We start from the raw sequence: 21087 nt of genomic DNA on the forward strand, positions 1-21087 counted from the left end.
CGAGTGCCGCCGGGTCGGGTAGGGGGCGTCGCCCAAGCGGGCGCCGTTGTCGAGCGGTTGCCGCCAGGCGTGGGCCCGGACGTGGTCGGGGAGCCCGGTGCCGTCCTCGCCCGTCAGTACGGGTGCTCGACCTTCGCCAGTCGCCCGTAGGTCAGGTGATCCGTCCTGTTGAACACCGCGGCCACCCGGATCGCCTCACACCAGTCGGACGTACTCGTAGTCGAACGGTTTGCCGTTGATCCCGTTGACCGGCGGCGCGACCCAGTTCGCGATCTTCCCGCGCTCGTACACCGGATGCATGAGGGACCGTATGAACGCCAGGTCCTCGGCGGTGGGCAGCCAGTGCCGGCGGCTCGCCTCCCAGGTGTGCTCGTCGACGATCGTGCCGTCGGGGGCGATGTGGTGGCCGGCGGCAAGGCCGACGTTCCGGTTGAAGCCGGGGTGGGGCAGCCGCAGCCGGAAGTCGAGGCCGTGGTCCGCGAGGATGCGGTTCCAGCGCTTGAGGCCGGTCTCGCAGTCGGCGATGTACTCGTCGCGCAGGTCCAGGTTGAGGGCGAGCAGGGCCGGCACCTCGTCCTGGGACCAGGTGCCGTCGGTGACCGGCTGGTCGAGGAAGGCGCTGTCGTCGGTGAGCCGGTGGTCGTCCCTGCGGCGCTCTTCCTGCCAGCGGCCCTTGAGTCCGGCGGTGTAGTAGTTCGCGGCGTTGGTGGAGGTCTCGCTGCCGAAGAGGTCCAGGGAGACCGTGTAGTGGAAGTTGATGTACTTCTGGATGAGGGCGAGCGGGATGCCGCCGCAGGCCGCGATGTCCAGGGTGTCGTGTTCACGGACCAGTTCGGCGCTGCGGGTCACCACGCGGTCGACGCCGGTGGTGCCGACCATCATGTGATGGGCCTCCTCCTTCAGCATGAAGGTGCAGGTCCGTGACAGCGGGTCGAAGGCGCTCTCCTTCAGCGAGCCGAGCTGGTACTTGCCGTCCCGGTCGGTGAAGTACGTGAACATGTAGAAGGCCAGCCAGTCGGTGGTCTCCTCGTTGAACGCGCCCAGGATGCGCGGCGCGTCGGGGCTGCCGGAGTTGCGGCAGAGCAGCGCCTCGGCCTCCTCGCGGCCCTCCCGGCCGAAGTAGGCGTGCAGCAGGTACACCATCGCCCACAGATGCCGCCCCTCCTCCACGTTGACCTGGAAGAGGTTGCGCAGGTCGTACAGGCTCGGCGCGGTCAGACCGAGGAGCCGCTGCTGCTCGACCGAGGCGGGCTCGGTGTCGCCCTGGACGACGATGAGGCGTTGCAGTTCGGCGCGGTACTCGCCGGGCACCTGCTGCCAGACCGGCTGCCCCTGGTGCTCGCCGAAGGCGATACGGCGGTCGGGGGTGGGCTCGGCGAGGAAGATGCCCCAGCGGTAGTCGGGCAGGGCGACGTGGTCGAAGTGGGCCCAGCCGTCGCGCCCGACGGACACGGCCGTGCGCAGGTAGACGCCCTGGTTCTCCAGCTCGGGGCCCATCTCTCCCCACCAGTTGAGGAACTTGGGCTGCCAGCCCTCCAGCGCCCGCCGCAGTCGGCGGTCGTCGGCGAGGGCGACGTTGTTGGGGATCCTGGAGTCGTAGTCGATCCTCGTGGGCATCGGCTCACACTCGCTTCCGGTCGTAGACCGCCTTCTGACCGGTGCCGTAGCGGCGCAGCGCCCCTTCGGGGCCGGCGGCGTCGGTGCGTACGAAGATCCAGTTCTGCCAGGCGCTGAGGCGGCCGAAGATCTTGGTCTCGATGGTCTCCGGGCCGACGAACCGGTGGTTGGCCTCCATGCCGGTCAGCGCGTCCGGGCTCAGCGCCGCCCGGCCCTCCAGGACGATGCGGATCTCGTCCTCCCAGTCGATGTCGTCGGGCGCGTCGGTGACGAGCCCGAGTTCCCTGGCCCGGCCCGGGCCCAGGGGCTGCCCGGTCTCGCGGCGCAGCCAGTCGAGGTGGTCGTGCCGCCGGTAGAAGCGGGACTGGAGGCGGGAGAGGCCGTTGCCCATGGGGAAGGCGCCGAAGTTCGCCTCGGTCAGCGTCAGGGCTGCCCGGTCGGTACTGTCCGGGTCCTCGATCGGCGGGCCGTCCAGCATGTACTGGAGGTCGCAGGCCAGCGCCAGTTCCAGGAGCAGCCCGGCGAAACAGCTCCCCGGTTCGACGAGCGCGACCAGGCTGCGGCTGGTGACGTCGAGCCGCTTCAGGGTGCGCTTGTAGTAGTGCGCGATCTCGTTGCCGAACCAGTCGCCGTCGGCCGCCGCCCCCAACACGGCCCGCTCATGGGCCAGGACGAGCGCCGGGTCCCCCTCGGTGCGCAGCACCCAGGTGCCCAGCTCGGTCTCGTTCGCCCGCAACCGCAGGATCAGATCGTCGAGTTCACGGGTCAGGGCCAGCAACCACCCGTCGGCACCCTCGGTATGCAGCGCGGCGGCATCGGCCGGGGCGTCCCCGGCCGGCCCCCGTACGGTGATCCGGACCAGCCCGAGCGGCCGGTCGCACTCGGCGCGTACGTATCGGTAGGTGACGCTTTCCTCGGTGATCTCCCGTTCCAGTGGCGTCAGTTCGATGCCGTCCGCGTCGACCGGACGGGAGCTGCGCCCGGCGGCTTCGAGGGCGCGCTGTTCGACGACCGTACGGAAGTCGCGGCGCGGGACGACCTCGTCCACGAGCCCCCAGTCCACCGCCGTCTTGCCGCGTACGCCGTCGCTGCGGGTGGCGAACAGGTCGGCGAGGTCCTTGCGGACAAGCCGCTTGTCGGTGATCCGGGTGAGGCCGCCGGTGCCGGGCAGCACACCGAGGAGGGAGACTTCGGGCAGGGCCACGGCCGAGGAGTTGTCGTCGATGAGGAGGATCCGGTCGCAGGCCAGGGCGAGTTCGTAACCACCGCCCGCGCAGGAACCGTTGACGGCCGCGATGAACGTCAGCCCCGAGTGCTCGGAGGCGTCCTCCATGGTGTTGCGGGTCTCGTTGGTGAACTTGCAGAAGTTCACCTTCCAGGTGTGCGAGGAGGCCGCCAGCATCCGGATGTTGGCGCCGGCGCAGAAGACCCGGTCCTTGGCGCCGGTCACCACCACCGACCGCACCTCGGGGTGCTCGAACCGCAGCCGCTGCACCGCGTCGTACAGCTCGATGTCCACACCCAGGTCGTACGAGTTGAGCTTCAGCTCGTAGCCCGGGACGAGGCCGCCCTGTTCGTCGACGTCCAACTCCAGCCAGGCGACGGGCCCGTCGGTGCGCAGCTTCCAGTGCCGGTAGGTGTCCGGGCTCCGGTCGAAGGTCACGACCACCATGACGAGCGCCTCCTCGCGCCGACTGGTACCGATCGACCAACCAATACTCCACAGGTATTCGGCAGCACGTCAAGGTTCTGTAGAGCTTCGCCTCGGTGGGGTCAGCCCACACCGAGCAGGCCGTGGGCCCGCTCCCGGTCACCGCGGAACTCGGCGGTGGAACTCCGGTGCACGATGCGGCCCTTCCGCATCACCGCCACCTCGTCGGCGAGACGGAAGGCGAGGTGCAGGTCCTGTTCGACCAGGACGGCGGCGATGCCTTCGCCGCGCAGGCCCTCCAGCACTTCGGCGATCAGGTCGACGACGGTGGGCGCGAGGCCGTCCGAGGGCTCGTCGAGGAGCAGCAGTCGTGGGTTGCGGAGCAGCGCGCGGCCGATGGCGAGCATCTGCTGCTCGCCGCCGGAGAGCTGGTCGCCGCGGTGGGTGCGTCGTTCGGCGAGGCGGGGCATCAGCTCGTAGACGCGCTCCGGGGTCCACGCGCCGGGGGACGAGCCGGTCCGGCGGGCCCTACCGGTCCTGCGGCTCCCGGGAGTGGCTATCCGCAGGTTCTCCTCGACGGTGAGCGGCGCGAACACGCGTCGGCCCTGCGGCACGATCGCCACTCCGCTGCGGGCGACGGTGTGGGCCGCGGCGCCGGCGAGTTCGCGGCCGTCCACGCGGATGCTGCCGGAGGAGGGCCTGAGCATGCCCATCACCGCGTGGACGAAGGTGCTCTTGCCCACGCCGTTGCGGCCGAGGAGTGCGACGACGGCGCCGGCGGGGAGGTGGAAGTCGACGCCGTCGAGAACGGTGGTGCCGGCGTATCCGGCGCGCAGATCGCGCACGCTGAGTACGTCGGGCACAACAGGCACAACAGGCATATCAGGCGTATCGGGTGAACCGGCGATGTCGGCGGTCCCGGTCATCGCGCCCCTCCGCCCTCAGCGACCTCTGTGACCTCTGTGACCTCAGTGCGGTCGAAGACATCAGCCACCTCAGCCACCGCGGTAACCCCAGCCACATCGGTCACCTCAGTCAAGTCGGTCACCTCAGTCAAGTCGGTCACCTCAGTCAAGTCGGCCACATCGGTCACGTCGGTGAAGAGGTCCTCGGTCCTGGCCGCGCCCAGATACGCCCGCCGGACGGCCTCGTCGGCCCGGATCGTCGCCGGTGGTCCCGAGGCGAGGACCCTGCCCAGGTGCAGGACGGTGACCCGGTCGGCGAGGCGGAACACCACGTCCAGGTCGTGCTCGACGATGAGGACGGTGAGGTCGTCGGGGAGACGTTCCAGCAGGGCCACGAAGCGTTCGGTCTCGGCGGCGGACATCCCCGCGGTGGGCTCGTCGAACATCACCAGGGCGGGTTGGGTCGCGAGGACCATCGCGACTTCGAGCTGCCGCCGCTCGCCGTGCGAGAGGGATCCGGCCCGGTCCCGGGCCCGTCCGGACAGCCCGACCGAGTCCAGGTGCCGGCGTGTCTCGGCGTCGGTGTGCCGGAAGCGGTGTGCCGCCCGGTCGAGGCGGTGGGCCACGCGGTGGACGCGCTGGACGGCGAGGGCGACGTTGTCCCGCACCGAGCAGTCGAGGAAGAGGCTGGAGTGCTGGTACGTGCGGACCATGCCGCGCCGGGCCCGGTCCGCCTCCCTCAGCGAGGTGACGTCCCGCCCGGCCAGCAGCACGCTCCCGCCCGACGCGCGGAGCGTCCCGGCCACCGTCGCGAACAGCGTGGATTTCCCGGCGCCGTTGGGTCCGATCAGTGCGTGGCGTTCGCCCCGGGGGATCGCCAGGTCCACGTGGTCGACGGCGGTGAGCGAGCCGTAGGAGCGGGTCAGGCCGCGCAGTTCCAGCAGAGGGGTCACGAGGAGTTCTCCTTACGGCGGCGGACGGGCGCCCGGTGCGTGGTGTCGCCGCGGCGCCGACGGAGTGACGCGGTGACGCCGGCCAGGCCGCGCGGCAGCAGGAGGACGACGGCGATGAACACCGCGCCGAGCACCAGCGGGCCGTGACCGCCGATCGACGCCGAGAGGTTGTCGCGGACGAGCAGGACGAGGGCCGCGCCCAGGCAGGGGCCCCAGAGGCTGCCCGGCCCGCCGATGACCACGCTGAGCAGCGCGAGCGCCGCCACCTCGAACCCCATGTCCCCGGGCGAGACGAACCGGGCCTGCTGTGCCCACAGGGCACCGCCGACCCCGGCGACGGCCCCCGCCAGACAGAAGACGCCGTACCGGGCGAGAGCCGGGCGGTAGCCGAGCGCCCGCATGCGGGCCTCGTTGTCGCGGATGCCCCGCAGCGTGCGGCCGTACGGCGAACGGACGACCAGCGCGACCGCCGCGAACACGGCGACGGCCACGGCGAGGACCCACCAGTGGACGAACCCGGCGGCGATCAGTGACGGACCGCCGAACAGGCTGATCGGGGGCATCCCGGCCAGGCCGTTGCTGCCGCCGACCGCCGACCAGGTGTCGGCCACCTGGTGCACCGACTCGCCGATCGCCAGCGTGAGCATGAGGAACACGATGCCCCTGGCCCGTACGGCGACCCAGCCGGTCACCGCGGCCGCCACCAGCCCCATGACCAGGGCGGCCGCCACCTGCGCCGTCGCGTCCGCCGTGAGGTGCACCCCGACCAGCACGGCCGTGTAGGCGCCGACACCGAAGTACGCCGCCTGTCCCAGCGAGGGCAGTCCCGTGATCCCGGTCAGCAGATCGACACCGAGAACCAACACGGCGAAGGCCAGCATCCGGGTCATGGCCGACACGGGGTAGGGGTTGAGCACCAGCGGGGCCGCAGCGAGCAGCGCGACCACCACGACCGCGAGGACGGCCCGCCGGCGCCCCTGGCCTCGCTCGTCGTCCCCGGCACCGCCGCCCGGCGGTGCCGCGGGGCCGGGCGCTCCGGCAGGAACGTCCATGCCGGCGCCCCCGGCCTCCGTGGCCCTGATGGCCGTCATCCGCCTACCGCCTCGGTCTCCGCGGTCTTCACTCCCACACCGCCTTCACTCCCACACCGCCCGGATCGCCGTCGCCGTCATCCGTGCACCGCCGTCCGTGCCGGCAGCAGTCCCGTCGGCCGCAGCAGCAGAACCACAGCCATGGCGGCGAAGACGAGAAAGGACGCGTACTCGGGCAGCAGAGCGGTTCCCAGGGCTTGCACCTGCCCGATCAGTACGGCGCCGAGGAGTGCGCCCCGCACGGAGCCGAGGCCGCCGATCACCACCACGACCAGGGCGAGCAGCAGCACCTTCTCGTCCAGGCCGGGCTGGGCGCCGAGGATCGGCGCGGCCAGTACGCCGCCCACGGCAGCCAGCCCCGCGCCGGCCGCGAAGACGCCGACCAGCACCCGGCCGGTGTTGACGCCGAGCGCCGCCACCATGGCTCGGTCGGCGACGGTGGCGCGGATGACCGAACCCAGCGGGCTGCGCTCCACCAGGACGTACACGGCCACCGCGAGGACGACGCCGAAGCCGATCACGAGCAGGCGGTAGACCGGGTAGGTCTCGCCGAGCACGGTGACACCGCCGTCGACCGGTGCGGGGGCGGTGACGGAGTGCACGTCGGTGCCGAAAGCCAGGGCCAGGACTTCGGCGACCACCAGGCCGACACCGAGGGTGAGGAGGGCCTGGTCGAGGTGGTACGCGGTGACCCGCGTCAGGGCGGCCAGCAGTCCGCCGAGGAGGGCACCGGCCACGGCGGCGGCCAGTACGGCGAGGACGAAGGCCGCCACTCCCCCGGTGTCGGACACGAGCGCGACCGCGACGTAGGCGCCGACCAGATAGACCGCGCCGTGGGCGAGGTTCAGCACGTCCATCATGCCGAACACCAGCGACAGGCCCAGGGCGATGGCGAAGAGCAGGGAGCCCATCGCCAGCCCGTTGAGGATGCTCACCAGATGGGTGGCCATGCCGGTCCCGCTCAGTCCAGCTCGCCGACGACGGCGTTGACAGCCGTCCCACCGCTCGTACGGACCTCGCGCAGGTAGTACGACTGCTCCGCGTTGTGGTCGGCGTCGAACTTCCACCGGCCCCGCGGGCTGTCGAGGGCACCGACCCCGGCCAGCGCCTTCACCAGGGCGTCACCGCTGACGTCGTCCGCCCCGGCCAGCGCCTTGTCGAGAACGGCGGCGGTGTCGTAGCCCTGGACGGCGTAGACAGTGGGCGGCTTCTTCTCCGCTTTCTCGTACGCGGCCACGAACTCCTTGTTGCGCGGGCTGTCCAGCTCGGTCGAGTAGTGCAGCGACGTCTTCACCCCGTCCGCCGCGCTGCCCTGGGCGGCGAGCGCCCCGCCCTCGGTGAGGAAGCCGGTGCCGTACAGCGGCGTCTTTCCGGCGAGCCCGAACTGCTTGTACTGCTTGACGAAGCTCACCGCCTCGGCGCCCGCGTAGAACGCGAAGACGGCGTCCGCGCCGGACTCGCGGATCGCCGACAGGTAGGGCTGGAAGTCCTGTGTCTTGCCGAAGGGTGTGTACTCCTCGCCCGCGACCTTGCCGCCCGCCTCCTCGAAGGTCTTGCGGAAGCCCGCGAGCATCTCCTTGCCGGCGGCGTAGTCGGCCGCGATCAGGTAGACGCCGCCCTCGACCTCCTCGGCGACCGTCGGCCCGAGTGCCCCGGACACCTGCCCGTTGCTGAAACTCGTCCGCCACACGTACTCCGACTTGCGGGCACCGGTGATGTCGTCGGCCCCCGCGTTGGCCACCAGCAACAGCTTCCCGGACTCGTCGAAGAAGTCCCGCAGCCCCAGCGCGGTGGCCGAGTTGACCACCCCCGCCACCGCCGAGACCCGGTCCTTCGTGACGAGCTTCTGCGCCGCGGGCACCCCCGTCTGCGGCCCCTCCCCCTCATCCGCCGTCACCACGTCCACCTGACGCCCGCCGAGCTTCCCCCCGTGCTCGTCGAGATACAGCTCGAATCCGGCCTTGATGTCCTCACCGATCGGCGCGTAGACCCCCGACAGCGGCACCAATAACCCGACCTTGACGTCGTCGGCCCGCCCCCCTTCGTCCCCACTCCCCCCGGAGTCGTCGAGGCTCGACCCGCACCCCGCCAGCACCAGGCCCCCCAGGGCCAGTCCTGCGAGCGTTCTGGTCAGAGAAATGACAGAAACAGCACCCATGACAGCTCCTGGTGTGGGCCGGGGGCGAGAAGGATGCCAGAATCTACATATCTCCGCCGCAACGTCAATAGTCTGTAAAGAATGGCCTGGGTGCATGGATCCCACGGTCCGGCACCTCAGTCATGCGCGACGACCGCCACAGGAACACCCGCGTGATGCAGCACCGCATGCGCGACCGGACCGATGTGCGCCCCCAGCGGCGAGCGGCGGACCCGCCGCCCGACGACGACCAGGGAGGCGTCCCGGGACGCCTCCAGCAGGTGGTCCGCCGCCTTGCCCCGGCGGGACTCCTCCACCACCTCGACGGACGGATACTCCTGCCGCCAGGGCCGCAGCACGTCGGTCAGCGCGACGGCGTCCAGGCGCCCCAGGTCGGCGACGAGATCGGCCTCCGGACCGGGGCGCTCCCGGAGGCCGGAGTGGGGCGGTGGGCTCCAGTCGTGGAGGATCCGCACGGCGCTCTCCCGCAGCGCGGCGGCCTCGAACGCGAACCGGATCAGCGTGGGGTCCGGGTGCCCGGTGTCCAGGCCGAGCACGACGGGCCGGAACGACGTCGCGGCGGACGGAGTGCCGGTCCGGTCCGGCGCTTGATCGTCCGCGGCCTGCTCCCCGGCCCGGACGAGGACGACCGGCCGCCCGGTGTGCGCGACGACGTGCAGTCCGACGGAACCGAGCAGAAAGCCGGCGATCCCGCTCAGCCCCCGGGAGCCCAGGACCAGCAGCTCAGCCTCCTCGGCCGTCTTCACCAGTTCCTCCCTCGCCAGGCCCGTCAGCTGCTCGACGGCCACGTCGACGCCGGGGTGGCGCGCCCGGACCCCGTCCGCCACCTCACCGAGGATCTTCCCGGCGCCCGTCTCACCGGGCGCGATCCGGCCCTGTCCGTGCTGTTCGTGCTGTCCGTCCGGCCTCGTCCCGGTACCCAGCATCGGCGGCCGCCCCATCACCTCGGGAACCGTCTCCCAGACGTTGACCAGCCGCAGCGGCAGTGCGCGGAGCCGTGCCTCCCGGGCCGCCCACTCGGCGGCGGCCAGGCTCTCGCGCGAACCGTCGATGCCCACGGTGACGGTGCGGGACATGGGCGCACCTCCTGAGGTCGAGGTCTGCTTCCAGCATGCCGCACGGCAGCGGATCCGCGGGGGCGAGAATCGGACCATGCTGAGCATCGGATCGGTGGTGATGGGCGCGTCCGACGTACGGCGGGCCGCCGCGTTCTGGACGGCGGCCCTCGGGTACGTCCCGCGCGAGGAACCGGAGGACGACTGGGTCGTGCTGGTGCACCCGGAGGGGACCGGCGCCCAGATCTCACTCGGCCTCAGCGAGACCCCGCTGCAGGAGTACCCGAGGGTGCACCTGGACCTCTACGCGGGGAACGCCGAGGACCAGGTGGCGGAGGTCGAACGGCTGCTGGGCCTGGGAGCGCGCCGCGTCGACTGGGACCTGTACCCCGAGGACGCCGACTTCGTCGTACTCGCCGACACGGAGGGCAACCGCTTCTGTGTCATCGACACCGGGCGGGAGTGACCTCGGCGCCCCTGGGAGCCGCTCCCCTGGGAGGCGCCCATGGGAGCGGCTTCGGCACCCAGCCCGCGCACCGCCCCTCACACCGGCAGCAACCGCGTCACCAACTCCCCCAGCCGCCGCGCGTTCCGGCAGGCGTGCATGTCGACGATCTCGGCGTAGACATGGGCGGCGGAGTCGCCCGTCGACCACTGGCCCGGCGCCTCGGGGTTCAGCCAGTGGACGCGGCGGGCGCGGGCCGCGACGCGCCGCAGGGCCGCCGCGTTGGGGTCGAAGCCGTTGGTACGGGCGTCACCGAGGACGATCACCGATGTACGCGGACCCACCGCGTCGAGGTGACGTTCGGCGAACTCGCCGAGCGCGGCCCCGTAGTCGCTGCTGCCGTGCCACCCGGAGATCGCGGCCTCGGTGGCGATCCGGCGGCCGAGTTCGGCGGGGTCGGCCTCCCCGGTGGTGACGAGGTGGGTGACCTCGTCGACGCGGTTGACGAAGGCGTAGACCCGCACCTTGCTGAACTGGTCCCGCATCGCCTGCACCAGCAGCATCGTGAAGTTCGCGAACCCGGCGACCGACCCGGACACATCGCAGAGCAGCACGATCTCCGGACGCGCGGGCCGGTGCCGCCGATAGGCCGGGCGCAGGGGCACACCCCCGGTGGACAGCGAACGCCGCAGCGTGCGCCGGATGTCGATCCGACCGCGCGCGGCCCTGCGCCGCCGGGCGGCCAGCCGGGTCGCGAGCTTGCGGGCCAACGGCTGGACCGTACGGCGAAGTTCGGCCAGTTGCTCGCGGCTCGCGATGAGGAAGTCGACCTGGTCGGCGCTCGGCGCGATACCCCGCTCGGCGATCATCTCCGCTCCCCGCCGCTCGGCGACCCGCCGCCGCGCCTCGGTGCGCACCCGGTTCCGGAAGTCCTCGATACGGCGCCGGATCTCATCGGCGTCCAGCCGGTCGGTGAACCCACCCGAACCGAAACCGGAGCCAGGACCGGATCCCGTGCCCGCCCCCGCTCCCCTTCCCGAGTCGAGTGAGAGACCGCCACCGAATCCCATGCGGAACCCACCACCGGACCCGGCGCCCGAGAAACCTGCCTCCCCATCCCGCCGCGCCGCCAGGATCCGTGCCAACAGGGTCTGCGGCCGGAGGCGGTCCAGCGTCTGGTGGGCGGACCAGCCGTCCGAGCCCGGGGAGCCGTAGCGGCCGAGCAGGTCCACGGCCTCGCCGGCGAGTCGGGTGAGCGCGGCCGCGTCATTCGTGGCCAGCGCCTCGGCGAGCCGGTCACGCAACTCGTCCCGGTCCCCGGCCGACGCGTCCCGCGCCCCCGTCAACTCCCCCACGCCGAGCGGGAAGTACAGCTCGAAGGCAGCGTCGAACACGGCACGCTGCCGGTCGGCGCGCAGCAGCGCCGCCGCCAGTCCTTCCCTGATCCGCTCTCGGTCGGCGAGGCCCAGCACCTCCAGCACGGCCGCGGCGTCCACGGTCTCGCCGGGCCCGATCGGTATCCCGTGGCCGCGCAACGCCCGTACGAACGCGGTCAGCCGCTCGGCCAGCGGCGAGCCCGGAGGCGTCCTCGCATCAGGGGCCCCGGCGGTCATACCAACGTCAGCTTCCGCGCGGCCTTCTCGATGTCGTCCTGGTGCTTGAGGATCACGCCCAGGCTGTCCCGTACGACGGTCTCGTCCAGGGTGTCGGCGCCGAGGGCCAGCAGGGTGCGGGCCCAGTCGATGGTCTCGGCCACGGAGGGAGCCTTGCGCAGCTCCATCTCACGCAGCGCGCCCACCACGCGGACCAGGGAGTCGGCGAGTGCGCCGTCCAGGCCGGGGACCCTCAGTCGTACGATCCGCTGCTCCAACGCGGCGTCGGGGAAGCCGAGATGGAGGAAGAGACAGCGGCGGCGGAGCGCCTCGGAGAGTTCCCGGGTGGCGTTCGAGGTGAGGACGGTGAAGGGGCGTTGCGTCGCGGTGATCGTGCCCAACTCCGGGACCGTGACCTGGAAGTCGCTCAGCACCTCCAGCAGCAGCCCCTCCACCTCCACGTCCGCCTTGTCGGTCTCGTCGATGAGGAGCACGGTCGGCTCGTCGCCCCGGATCGCGGTCAGCAGGGGCCGGGTGAGCAGGAACTCGTCGCTGAAGATGTCGGTGCGGGTCTCGTCCCAGGCCTCGTCGCGCCCGGCGGTGATGCGCAGCAGCTGCTTGGCGTGGTTCCACTCGTACAGGGCGCGGGACTCGTCGATGCCCTCGTAGCACTGGAGCCGGACCAGACGTGCGCCGCCGACCCGGGCGACGGCCTTGGCCAGCTCGGTCTTGCCGACGCCCGCCGGGCCCTCCACCAGCAGGGGCTTGCCGAGCCGGTCGGCCAGGAAGACGGTGGTGGCGACGGCGGTCGAGGCCAGGTAGCCCGCTTCGGCGAGCCGAGCCGAGACGTCGTCCACGGAGGAGAAGAAGCAGGTGCCTGTCGTTTCCGGCCGCCCGTTCGCGCCGCTCTCGTCGGTCATGTGACCCCTCCCCCTCACACGGCGCGCGAGGCCGCTCCCCGACACCTGCCTACAAGTTACCAAGCGGTCGCTTTGACTGTCCCGGGTGGCCGTCCCTGGTCCTACGCCGCCACGACCAGCCGCTCCACCAGGTCCCCCCACCCCCGCTCCAGCCGGTCGAGGGACATCTCCCGCCGCTCGACCAGATGGTCGACGAGATTGATGTCCAGATAGCCCAGCAGGGTCTGCGCCAGCAGCTCGATGTCGCCCGTCGCCCTGGCGTGGCGGAGCAGCATGCACAGGTGGCCGAGGCGGAGCCGGCTGGCCGGGCTGGTGTGGCGGCGGGAGACGTCCGCGCGGGCGGCGAGGTAGAGATCGCGGTGGGCGTACTCGTGCCGGATGACCGCCGCACCGAAGGCTCGGAGCCGGTCGACGGGCGATGCGTCGGGGCCGAGGGGCGGCGGGCCGGTCAGGAACGCGGCCTGGAGCTCCCGCTCATGGTGGTCGAGGAGCGCGAGCATGAGCCCGAACCGGTCGCCGAACCGCCGGAAGACGGTGCCCTTGCCCACCTCGGCGGCGGTCGCCACGGCCTCCATGGTCAGGTTGGCGGCCCCGCACTCCGCCGCGAGGCGGGCGGCGACCTCCAGCAGCCGAGTGCGGTTGCGGGCCGCGTCCGCCCGCAGTCGGGGCTGGTCAGAGGTGGCGGGAGCGAGGTTCAGCAGTCCGTCGAGGGGGTCGGGTTCCTGAGGCGCCGGGAAGGGCGGCAGCGACTCTTTCATGAAATGAGAGTAACGCTCACCACAGACAAGTGGACCTCGGTCCGGATAGGTGCTACAAATTTCAACGGACCCCGGTCCGTTTAGCTTTTCCCCAGGTGCTCATTTTGCTAGGAGTCAGCTCATGTCCGTACGCATCCTCGCGCTCGTCGGCAGCCTTCGCGCCGGTTCGCACAACCGCCAGCTCGCCGAGGCCGCTGTGAAGCACGCCCCCGAGGGCGTCGAGATCGAGCTGTACGAGGGTCTGGCCGAGGTCCCGTTCTACAACGAGGACCTCGACAACGAGGCCGCCCTCCCGGCCACCGCCGCGCGCCTGCGTGAGGCCGCCGGCAGCGCCGACGGCTTCCTGCTCTTCTCCCCCGAGTACAACGGCACCATCCCGGCCGTCCTGAAGAACGCCATCGACTGGCTGTCCCGTCCGTACGGCGCCGGCGCGTTCACCGGCAAGCCGGTCGCCGTGGTCGGCACCGCGTTCGGTCAGTTCGGCGGCGTGTGGGCGCAGGACGAGACCCGCAAGGCCGCCGGCATCGCCGGCGCCACGGTCCTGGAGGACGCCAAGCTCTCCATCCCCGGCTCCGTCGTCCGCTTCGCCGAGACCCACCCGGCCGACGACGCCGAGGTCGTCGCCGGTCTCACCGAGGTCCTGGGGCAGCTCACCACCCACGCCGGTTCCGCCGCCGCCTGAGCCGGCTCTCCGCCGCACCCCGCCGGGTTCCGGGCCATGCGCCCGGGGGCCCGGCGCCGGCGTTCCGGCACCGGGGCCCCGCCGGTCAGGCGACCCCCAGCCCCTCCAGCACCACCGCGTTCGGCAGCTCCGCGAACGCCTTGCCCGGCACCAACAGCTTGCCGCGCCGCCGGCCGCTGCCGACCAGGACGTACGGCAGGTCGACGACGGCCGAGTCCACCAGAATCGGCCACGCCGTGGGCAGCCCGACGGGTGTGATGCCGCCGTACTCCATCCCGGTCTCCCCGACGGCGGTGTCCATCGACGCGAACGAGGCCTTGCGGGCACCGAGTTGGCGGCGGACCACGCCGTTCACGTCGACGCGGGTGGTGGACAGCACGACACACGCGGCGAGGCTCGACTCGCCACCCCGCTTGCCCGCGACCACCACGCAGTTCGCGGACTGTTCGAGCAGTTCCTGCCCGTAGTGCTGGACGAACACCGCGGTGTCGGCCCACTCCGGGTCAGTCTCGACGTACAGGATCCGGTCGGCGGACACGCTGCCGCGCCAGTCGCGTACGGCGTCGGCGACCGGGCCGACGAGGTCGTCGAGGCAGTCGGGGGCAGGGATGGCGTGGGGAAAGTCTCCGATGGGTGCGCGCATGGGCCGCACGGTAACAAAGCCCGCAGGCACCCGCGTTGACACTCTCAGTGCGGCACGGGGGGCACCGACACCGTCAGCACCATCTCCGTCGGAACGTCGCCCTGATTGGCGTACTCGTGCGCCGCGTTGGCCTCGAAGGTGACGCTCGCGCCGGCCGGGACGCGGTACTCCGCGCCCTCTACGGTGAGCGCCAGCTCGCCCGCCGTGACATGGGCGATCTCGACCGTGCCCACGGGGTGCGGGTCCGACCGGCTGCTCTCGCCCGGCATCAGCCGCCAGTCCCACATCTCCAGCGGGCCGGGCGCCTCCGTACCGGCGAGGAGCCTGCTGTAGCTGCCCGCGTCGGTGTGCCACAGCCGGACCACCTGATCGGCCGGGACGACCCGGACCTTGGGGCCCTGCTCGTAGTCGAGCAGCGTGGTGACGCTGACACCGAGGGCGTCACCGATCTTGACGACCGTGCCGAGGCTGGGATTGGTGCGGGCCTGCTCGATCTGGATGAGCATGCCGCGGCTGACTCCGGCACGGGCGGCGAGGGCGTCCAGGGTGAAGCCGCGCTCGGTGCGCCAGCGCCTGACGTTGCGCGCCAGGGACTGGGTCAGCAGGTCGAGATCCGACACATTCCGTCCAATATTCTAAACGACAGGGTTCAACTCAATGAACTACGGTGTGGTGCACTCTTCGTTCACCAAACTGTACTGCGAGACGGCCCGGTGATCATCGCCACCGCCTCGGCACGCTCGGCGCATTCGGCACTCCCGCGCCCAAGGCGTACAGCTCCACGCCCCTGAAGTGGCGTGGGCGCGACCAGCCACACCCGACCCGCGGCCGCCGACCGACCAGAGCCCCCGAGCTCTCAGGCGCCCAACTCCCCCATCCCCTCCGAGTCCAACTCGGCCAAGGCCGACAACTGCTGCGGCGTGACCCCGGAGGGAATCGGCACAGGCGCAGGCGTCCGAAGCGGCGGCTGCCACCCCTCGACCGGATCCCACCGCCGCACGACCCGCGCGGGTGCCCCGGCCACCACCGAGTGATCCGGAACCACCCCCCGGACGACCGCCCCCGCAGCGACCACCACATTCCGCCCGATCCGCGCGCCCGGCAGGATCACCGCCCCCGTACCGATCCAGCACCCCGGCCCGATCGACACCGGGTCCATCCGCGGCCACTGCTTCCCGATCGGCTCGTGCGGATCGTCGTACGAATGGTTCGTGGACGTCACATACACATACGGCCCGAAGTAACAGTCGCTGCCGATGGTGACGGTGGTGTCGGCGATGACATGGCTGCCCCGGCCGAGGACGACCCCGTCGCCGATGCGCAGGATCGGTTCCGCGCCGAGGTCGAGGTCGGGCATCAGCCCGGCGGTCAGCGTGACCTGTTCACCGATGATGCAGTGGGCGCCCAGATGGATCCACGGCTCACCGAAGACCGTGCCGAGCGGGAAGGCCAATCTGGTACCCGTTCCCATCGCGCCGAAGCGGAAGCGGCCGGGCCGCTCGGCCGTCACCGACCCCGTGCGCTGCAGCCACGCCCAGCCCGCATGGACGGCGCGCTGCGTGAGGCGGCCCCGCCAGGACGAGAACGTGTTCTTGCTCTTCGACACCCGCTCACCGTACTCACCGGGCGACACACGGATGACGCCGCAGGGCTGTGATCTTCACCCCACGCGGCGCCCTCCCCATGGCTTACGGTGCGGGTGAGGACTGATCCTTATCCATCACCTGGAGGCGGCGATGAACCGGCAGCGGGCCCTGATCACGACATTCGACGGCAAGAAGCCGGACGTGGAGGAGGCCGCCTTCGTCTCCCCCACGTCGGTGGTGATCGGCGACGTGACGCTGCGACCGGGCGCGAGCGTCTGGTACGGGGCGGTCCTGCGGGCCGAGTTCGAACCGATCGTCATCGGTGCGGACGCCAACGTCCAGGACAACTGCACGTTGCACGTCGACCCCGGGTTCCCGGTCTCGATCGGCGAGCGCGTCTCGATCGGGCACAACGCCGTGGTGCACGGGGCGACGATCGAGGACGACTGTCTGATCGGGATGGGCGCGACCGTGTTGAACGGCGCGGTGATCGGGGCGGGGTCTCTTGTGGCCGCGCAGGCGTTGGTGCCGCAGGGGACGCGGGTGCCGCCGGGGTCACTGGTCGCGGGGGTGCCGGCGAAGGTGAAGCGGCCGCTCACCGAGGCGGAGCGTGAGTTGGTGACGCTGAACGGGACGCATTACACGGAGCTGGCGAAGGCGCACCGGAAAGCGCAGGAGGAGTACGGCGCGTAGGCCGGCTGAGGGTCGTACGTGGCCGGCCGCGCCCACGCGGCGGAGCCGCACATCGGATACAGCCCCGCGCCCCTTACGAGTCGCCGGCGGTCACCAGATCCCCTTCCGCCTCCTCCGCCTTCTCCGCCGCCTTCTTCGCCTTGCGCTTGATCACCAGCATCGAGGTGACGCCGATCAGGACCGCCAGGACCAGGCCCACCCAGGAGAAGCGCTTGAGCCAGGCCTCGGCCACCACGCCGACGTAGTAGATGACGGCGGTGGTGCCGCCGGCCCAGAGGATGCCGCCGAGGACGTTGGCGACGAGGAAGCGCCAGTAGGGCATCTGGAGGACGCCGGCGAGGGGGCCGGCGAAGATCCGGAGGAGGGCGATGAAGCGGCCGAAGAAGACGGCCCACATGCCCCAGCGGTCGAAGGAGCGCTCGGCGACGGCGATGTTGCTCTCGCTGAAGTGTTTGGGGAACCTTCGGGTGAGCTTGGCCAGCAGTGGGCGTCCGCCCCTGCGGCCGATGGCGTAGCCGATGGAGTCGCCGATGATCGCGCCGGCGGTGGCGCAGGCGCCGAGGACGAACGGGTCGATCTCACCGTGCTGGGAGGCGAGCAGCGCGGAGGAGACCAGGATGATCTCGCCCGGCAGCGGGATACCCAGGCTCTCCAGGCCGATGACCAGCCCCACCAGCAGGTAGATGCTGAGCGGGGGCACTGTTTCGAGCCACTCCTGGACGTGCAAAGCCGGTTCCTCCCGTGTAGCGGATCTAGGGCCCCCGGCGTGCGCTCACGACGGAGCGCACGCCGGGGCAGCCTACCCGCTTGGTCTGACGTCGACGGAGTGCTACAGGTTGTCCCACAGATCACACCGATGCTCACCGTGCACGGTCGTGCTCAGTACGTTGCCGCCCTCTGCGGCGGTCCGGAAAGTGAGGATCTTCTCTCCCCCGGCCGGTATCGCGGGCCGGCCAGCGGCCCGTGGCACCCCGTCGCGGATGAAGGAACCCCAGTACTCGGTCATCCGGCGGGACAGCGCGCGCTGCTCGGCGTTCAGCGGGGTCTCCAGGCCGAAGTGCCGGAAGAGGTACTGCACCTCGTTGACATGGGTCGCGCCGAAGTCGAAGTCGGTGTCCAGGTTGCGGAGCGAGGCGAAGGGCGGCGAGGTGCGGTCGGCGAACTCGTACGCGTACACCGGTCCACGCCCGGCGAGAGTCCGGTTCAGGCGCAGCGCGGGGCAGGCGAAGCGCTGGTCGCCCTGGGCGGTGGCGTAGGCGAGGGTCGGCGAGGCGTACGCGGACAGCGGGTAGCGGTCGAGGGCGCGGTCGCCGTAGTCGGTCCGCATGACGTCCGGGTACTGCTCGGCCGTGAGCGGGACCCCGGCCCCGTCGAAGCGGGCGAAGGCGAACAGGCGGCCCTCGTCCTGGTTGGCGCCGTTGAGGACGGGCACCCCGGCCGCCGCGCCCTCGGCGTACGCCTCCGACGGCTGTACGGGAAGGAAGTCGCCGCCGACGACGGGGCCCCAGTTCAGTCCGGCCTGGGCGGCGAGGATCTCCTCGGCCGGCTTGCCGCGCAGGCATGCCACGTCCGCGCAGTCCAGCTTGGCGAGGAACGTCTTGCCCTGGGCCACCGCGGCCTCATGGGTACGGCCCGCGCAGTCGCTGTAGGCCCCGCTCTGCACGATCCCGGCGTGGAAGAGGCCCTTCGCGGTCGGCGAGGCCATCTGGGTGCAGACCGAGCGGCCGCCCGCGGACTCGCCCGCGATGGTGACGCGGCCCGGATCGCCGCCGAAGCGGCCGATGTTGGCCCGTATCCAGCGGAGGGCGGCCTGCTGGTCGAGCATCCCGAAGTTGCCGGAGACACCGTCGCGCGTCTCGGCGTCGAGGTCGGCCGTGGCGAGGAAACCCATCGCGCCGAGGCGGTAGTTGACGGTCACGACGACGGTGCCGGTACGGCGGGCGAAGGCGTCCGGCACGACGTCCTCGCCGGCGCCCGCGGTGAGCCCGCCGCCGTGCAACCAGACCATGACCGGCCGGCGTGCGGTGCCCTGCGGGGCGTAGACGTTGAGGTCCAGGCAGTCCTCGGTGTGGCTCGGCTGCTCGTAACCGGGGTCCCAACTGGCCGTCTGTACACATCTGTCGCCGAACTCACCTGCCTCACGAACCCCTTGCCAGGGCCGGACGGGCCGGGGTTCGGTCCAGCGGAGGTCTCCGACGGGCGGCTGGGCGTAGGGGATGCCGAGGAACTGCCGTCCCTCGGCGGTGGTTTCGCCGCGGACCCAGCCGGCGTCGGTACGGACGAGGGTCGGCTGGGGGCCGGCGGCCTGCGCGGGTGCGGGGGCCAGCAGGGCGGCGGCGAGGGCGACCACCGCTAAGCCCAGGCGCCTTGGACGGATGGCGCCGCAACGCCGGGACACGGTTTCTGACATGAGCCGTCACTCCTTCGTGCAGGCCGTCGTGGGGAACCACGGGTGCGCGTGTCGGCGGGGAAACTAGGGCCAGGGGTGACTCGTGTCAATGGAGTGAACAGGAAACCCCCGCCGCCCTGTTGGGGAACAGCAGGGCGACGAGGACTGGGGGCGCTCGGGGAAGGCTGGGAAGGGCTGGGAACACCCGGGCCGGCCGGGGTGCCAGGGATCCGGCCGGAGGACGTCGGGCCAGGCCGGGGAGCGCTGGGTGAGACCGGGGAACGCTCGGGTGAGACCGGGGGCGCCAGGAATCAGGCCGGTGGACGCTTGGGGTCAGGCTTTCGGGCGCCCGGGGCAAGGCCCGAGGGCGCCCAAGGTCAGGCGTTGGGGCGCAAGGTCCAGACGACGGTCATCTCGCCGGTCACAGCGCCGTCGGCACGTTGGATGGCGATGGCGACGGGGAACTCGGGGCGCTGTCCGGCGTCGAGTTCGGCGACGACCTCGACGGCGGGGCGGCCGAGCGTGGCGGTGGCCGTGACGGGACCCATCGCGAGCTTCCTGTACGCGATCTCCGCGCTGACCGCGAGCGGCACGGCGCGGGAGAGCTGGTCCCCGAACGCGGCGAGCACGATCGCCCCGCTCGCCGACTCACCCAGCGTGAACATCGCTCCGGCGTGCGGCCCGCCGACATGGTTGTGGAACTCGCCCTGGTCCGGCAGCGCCACCACGGCCTTCTCCGGCGTGGCCTCCAAGAACTCCAGGTTCAGGGTCCTGGCCATCGGCACCGTGGCGGCGAGCATCTCGCCGATCGACATCTGGTCTGCGCTCATGACCGGGATGTTACCCACGAGTAGCCAGTCCTGACCAGGCGCGCCAGGTGATCGTCGTATCGTGTTCGCCCATGTGGCCAGGAGAGCAGCAGCCCAACCCCTACCAGCAGCCCCCACCGCCCCACCAGCACCAGGCGAACCCCTACCAGCGGCCCAGCGCGCCGCACCAGCAGCAGGTGCCCTGGAGCACGTCGACGGCCGGAACCGGCGGGCCCACGCCACAGCCGGGCGGCGGAGGCGGAGGCGGCAGTAGGCGTACGACGCTGGTCGCGGTCGTCGCGGCGACGGCCGTGGTGGTCGCGACCGGGGTGGCCGGCTTCCTGCTGCTGGGCGGAGGCGATGGCGGCTCGCAGGCCACGCCGACCGAGTCGGCCTCTCCCCGGGCGAGTGAGACCAACCCCCGGTCCGGGGACGGCACGGAGCCGACGATCGCGGGCTGGAAGACCGTGGTGAACCCCGACATCGGCGTCGCCTTCGACGTCCCGGCCGAGTGGGCGCTCAAGGAACCCGGGTGGGTCTCGTACGTCGCCGAGGACGACGACACCGAGGAGAACGTCCTCATCGGCATGCGGGCTCCCGCCTTCCTCAAGGAGGAGTGGTGCAGCGCCGACGACGACCAGAACGGACACCTGGACCACTGGTGGCTGGCCGCCGCCGGCTCCAGGGGCGACCGGAACGCCAGAAGCACCGAGGAGATCGCCCGCGCGGACTCCAGGACCTGGGTCTACGGCGCCTACACCCAGCCCGACAAGTCACTGGTCGAGTCGGCGAAGGTCGAGTCGTACACGACGAACTCCGGGATCGCCGGCAGCCTGGGGACCGCCCGGTCGGCCGGAGTGGAGAAGACGGGGAAGTGCCGGACGGACGGCAAGTCGACGACGTTCGCGTTCAAGAACGCCGAGGGCGACTTCGTGGCCTGGTCGTTCGTCGGTCCGACCGGGGTGTCCGAGGAGGTCCCGGACGCGACGGTGCGGAAGATCCTGGGGACCGTACGCCTCTACGAGGATCCGACCTCGTCCTGACCTCCGGGACGGCGCGTCAAAAGTCGTCGGTCGCGGGCGTTTTGGAGCCGTTCGTCCCAAGTGCAAAGCCCCTTCGTGGACTCCCGTGGCACCCCGC

21 protein-coding genes are annotated in these 21087 nt (G+C 71.5%); 4 read left to right on the plus strand and 17 right to left on the minus strand.

Going from position 1 to position 21087, the window contains the following annotated elements:
• Window positions 1–195: 195 nt before the first annotated feature.
• From boxB to JIX55_RS09440, 8 genes are all read right to left on the minus strand, one after another.
• Window positions 196–1617, minus strand: coding sequence for a benzoyl-CoA 2,3-epoxidase subunit BoxB (gene boxB, locus JIX55_RS09400; RefSeq protein ID WP_257562849.1), 1422 nt, complete (start codon window positions 1615–1617; stop codon window positions 196–198).
• Window positions 1618–1621: 4 nt separating this feature from the next.
• Complete coding sequence (gene boxC, locus JIX55_RS09405) at window positions 1622–3289, minus strand: 2,3-epoxybenzoyl-CoA dihydrolase (RefSeq protein ID WP_257562850.1); 1668 nt, start codon at window positions 3287–3289, stop codon at window positions 1622–1624.
• A 101-nt stretch (window positions 3290–3390) separates the two neighbouring features.
• Window positions 3391–4131 (minus strand): ABC transporter ATP-binding protein, encoded by a 741-nt coding sequence (locus JIX55_RS09410; RefSeq protein WP_257562851.1) that lies wholly within the window; start codon window positions 4129–4131, stop codon window positions 3391–3393.
• Window positions 4132–4190: 59 nt separating this feature from the next.
• Window positions 4191–5126, minus strand: coding sequence for an ABC transporter ATP-binding protein (locus tag JIX55_RS50845; protein WP_306819994.1), 936 nt, complete (start codon window positions 5124–5126; stop codon window positions 4191–4193).
• Complete coding sequence (locus JIX55_RS09425) at window positions 5123–6217, minus strand: branched-chain amino acid ABC transporter permease (protein ID WP_257562852.1); 1095 nt, start codon at window positions 6215–6217, stop codon at window positions 5123–5125. The genes JIX55_RS50845 and JIX55_RS09425 overlap by 4 nt, the downstream gene beginning before the upstream one ends.
• Before the next feature lie 77 nt (window positions 6218–6294).
• Window positions 6295–7167 (minus strand): branched-chain amino acid ABC transporter permease, encoded by an 873-nt coding sequence (locus JIX55_RS09430; RefSeq protein WP_257562853.1) that lies wholly within the window; start codon window positions 7165–7167, stop codon window positions 6295–6297.
• A gap of 11 nt (window positions 7168–7178) precedes the next feature.
• On the minus strand, window positions 7179–8375 hold the full coding sequence (locus JIX55_RS09435) for an ABC transporter substrate-binding protein (RefSeq protein WP_257562854.1): 1197 nt from the start codon (window positions 8373–8375) through the stop codon (window positions 7179–7181).
• 116 nt (window positions 8376–8491) lie between these two features.
• Complete coding sequence (locus JIX55_RS09440) at window positions 8492–9451, minus strand: universal stress protein (RefSeq protein ID WP_257562855.1); 960 nt, start codon at window positions 9449–9451, stop codon at window positions 8492–8494.
• Between the two features lie 76 nt (window positions 9452–9527).
• Here JIX55_RS09440 and JIX55_RS09445 point away from each other — a divergent pair, with 76 nt between their 5' ends.
• Window positions 9528–9896, plus strand: coding sequence for a VOC family protein (locus JIX55_RS09445; RefSeq protein ID WP_257569274.1), 369 nt, complete (start codon window positions 9528–9530; stop codon window positions 9894–9896).
• A 77-nt stretch (window positions 9897–9973) separates the two neighbouring features.
• Here the strand turns inward: JIX55_RS09445 and JIX55_RS09450 are convergent, their stop codons facing one another.
• The 3 genes from JIX55_RS09450 to JIX55_RS09460 all read right to left on the minus strand — a co-directional run bounded on the left by JIX55_RS09450 (window position 9974) and on the right by JIX55_RS09460 (window position 13145).
• Window positions 9974–11488, minus strand: a complete 1515-nt coding sequence (locus JIX55_RS09450; protein WP_257562856.1) for a VWA domain-containing protein — start codon at window positions 11486–11488, stop codon at window positions 9974–9976.
• Window positions 11485–12387, minus strand: coding sequence for an AAA family ATPase (locus JIX55_RS09455; RefSeq protein WP_257562857.1), 903 nt, complete (start codon window positions 12385–12387; stop codon window positions 11485–11487). The genes JIX55_RS09450 and JIX55_RS09455 overlap by 4 nt, the downstream gene beginning before the upstream one ends.
• Window positions 12388–12488: 101 nt before the next feature.
• Window positions 12489–13145: a TetR/AcrR family transcriptional regulator gene (locus tag JIX55_RS09460; protein ID WP_257562858.1), complete on the minus strand. Its 657-nt coding sequence runs from the start codon at window positions 13143–13145 to the stop codon at window positions 12489–12491.
• A gap of 121 nt (window positions 13146–13266) precedes the next feature.
• On the opposite strand from JIX55_RS09460, the gene JIX55_RS09465 reads away from it, so the two are divergent.
• Entirely contained in the window at window positions 13267–13827 is a 561-nt protein-coding gene (locus tag JIX55_RS09465) for an NAD(P)H-dependent oxidoreductase (RefSeq protein WP_257562859.1), read from the plus strand.
• An 85-nt stretch (window positions 13828–13912) separates the two neighbouring features.
• On the opposite strand, the gene JIX55_RS09470 is transcribed toward JIX55_RS09465, so the two are convergent.
• The 3 genes from JIX55_RS09470 to JIX55_RS09480 form a co-directional block, all read right to left on the minus strand.
• Window positions 13913–14470 (minus strand): YbaK/EbsC family protein, encoded by a 558-nt coding sequence (locus JIX55_RS09470; RefSeq protein ID WP_257562860.1) that lies wholly within the window; start codon window positions 14468–14470, stop codon window positions 13913–13915.
• Between the two features lie 44 nt (window positions 14471–14514).
• On the minus strand, window positions 14515–15090 hold the full coding sequence (locus JIX55_RS09475) for a helix-turn-helix domain-containing protein (RefSeq protein ID WP_257562861.1): 576 nt from the start codon (window positions 15088–15090) through the stop codon (window positions 14515–14517).
• 236 nt (window positions 15091–15326) lie between these two features.
• Window positions 15327–16076 (minus strand): acyltransferase, encoded by a 750-nt coding sequence (locus JIX55_RS09480; protein WP_257562862.1) that lies wholly within the window; start codon window positions 16074–16076, stop codon window positions 15327–15329.
• 130 nt (window positions 16077–16206) lie between these two features.
• Between JIX55_RS09480 and JIX55_RS09485 the strand changes: the two genes are divergently transcribed.
• Window positions 16207–16749, plus strand: coding sequence for a gamma carbonic anhydrase family protein (locus JIX55_RS09485; RefSeq protein WP_257562863.1), 543 nt, complete (start codon window positions 16207–16209; stop codon window positions 16747–16749).
• Between the two features lie 73 nt (window positions 16750–16822).
• On the opposite strand, the gene JIX55_RS09490 is transcribed toward JIX55_RS09485, so the two are convergent.
• From JIX55_RS09490 to JIX55_RS09500, 3 genes are all read right to left on the minus strand, one after another.
• Window positions 16823–17476, minus strand: coding sequence for a DedA family protein (locus JIX55_RS09490; RefSeq protein WP_257562864.1), 654 nt, complete (start codon window positions 17474–17476; stop codon window positions 16823–16825).
• 102 nt (window positions 17477–17578) lie between these two features.
• Window positions 17579–19099 carry a carboxylesterase/lipase family protein gene (locus JIX55_RS09495; RefSeq protein WP_257562865.1) on the minus strand — a complete coding sequence of 507 codons (1521 nt, stop codon included), beginning with the start codon at window positions 19097–19099 and terminating at the stop codon, window positions 17579–17581.
• Window positions 19100–19515: 416 nt separating this feature from the next.
• The gene (locus JIX55_RS09500; protein WP_257569275.1) at window positions 19516–19953 is read right to left on the minus strand and encodes a DUF4442 domain-containing protein; all 438 of its coding nucleotides are present in this window, start codon (window positions 19951–19953) and stop codon (window positions 19516–19518) included.
• An 86-nt stretch (window positions 19954–20039) separates the two neighbouring features.
• Here JIX55_RS09500 and JIX55_RS09505 point away from each other — a divergent pair, with 86 nt between their 5' ends.
• On the plus strand, window positions 20040–20990 hold the full coding sequence (locus tag JIX55_RS09505; protein ID WP_257562866.1) for a hypothetical protein: 951 nt from the start codon (window positions 20040–20042) through the stop codon (window positions 20988–20990).
• The last annotated feature ends 97 nt before the right edge of the window (window positions 20991–21087 follow it).

It is taken from the genome of Streptomyces sp. DSM 40750 (assembly GCF_024612035.1).
Classification (GTDB): Bacteria; Actinomycetota; Actinomycetes; order Streptomycetales; family Streptomycetaceae; genus Streptomyces.

Excerpts from the sequence above, each read along its gene's own strand:
- boxB (WP_257562849.1), bottom strand. The coding sequence starts at position 1,617 with ATGCCCACGAGGATCGACTACGACTCCAGGATCCCCAACAACGTCGCC.
- boxC (WP_257562850.1), bottom strand. The coding sequence starts at position 3,289 with ATGGTGGTCGTGACCTTCGACCGGAGCCCGGACACCTACCGGCACTGG.
- JIX55_RS09425 (WP_257562852.1), bottom strand. The coding sequence starts at position 6,217 with ATGACGGCCATCAGGGCCACGGAGGCCGGGGGCGCCGGCATGGACGTT.
- JIX55_RS09430 (WP_257562853.1), bottom strand. The coding sequence starts at position 7,167 with ATGGCCACCCATCTGGTGAGCATCCTCAACGGGCTGGCGATGGGCTCC.
- JIX55_RS09435 (WP_257562854.1), bottom strand. The coding sequence starts at position 8,375 with ATGGGTGCTGTTTCTGTCATTTCTCTGACCAGAACGCTCGCAGGACTG.
- JIX55_RS09440 (WP_257562855.1), bottom strand. The coding sequence starts at position 9,451 with ATGTCCCGCACCGTCACCGTGGGCATCGACGGTTCGCGCGAGAGCCTG.
- JIX55_RS09445 (WP_257569274.1), top strand. The coding sequence starts at position 9,528 with ATGCTGAGCATCGGATCGGTGGTGATGGGCGCGTCCGACGTACGGCGG.
- JIX55_RS09450 (WP_257562856.1), bottom strand. The coding sequence starts at position 11,488 with ATGACCGCCGGGGCCCCTGATGCGAGGACGCCTCCGGGCTCGCCGCTG.
- JIX55_RS09455 (WP_257562857.1), bottom strand. The coding sequence starts at position 12,387 with ATGACCGACGAGAGCGGCGCGAACGGGCGGCCGGAAACGACAGGCACC.
- JIX55_RS09460 (WP_257562858.1), bottom strand. The coding sequence starts at position 13,145 with ATGAAAGAGTCGCTGCCGCCCTTCCCGGCGCCTCAGGAACCCGACCCC.
- JIX55_RS09465 (WP_257562859.1), top strand. The coding sequence starts at position 13,267 with ATGTCCGTACGCATCCTCGCGCTCGTCGGCAGCCTTCGCGCCGGTTCG.
- JIX55_RS09470 (WP_257562860.1), bottom strand. The coding sequence starts at position 14,470 with ATGCGCGCACCCATCGGAGACTTTCCCCACGCCATCCCTGCCCCCGAC.
- JIX55_RS09485 (WP_257562863.1), top strand. The coding sequence starts at position 16,207 with ATGAACCGGCAGCGGGCCCTGATCACGACATTCGACGGCAAGAAGCCG.
- JIX55_RS09500 (WP_257569275.1), bottom strand. The coding sequence starts at position 19,953 with ATGTCGATCGGCGAGATGCTCGCCGCCACGGTGCCGATGGCCAGGACC.
- JIX55_RS09505 (WP_257562866.1), top strand. The coding sequence starts at position 20,040 with ATGTGGCCAGGAGAGCAGCAGCCCAACCCCTACCAGCAGCCCCCACCG.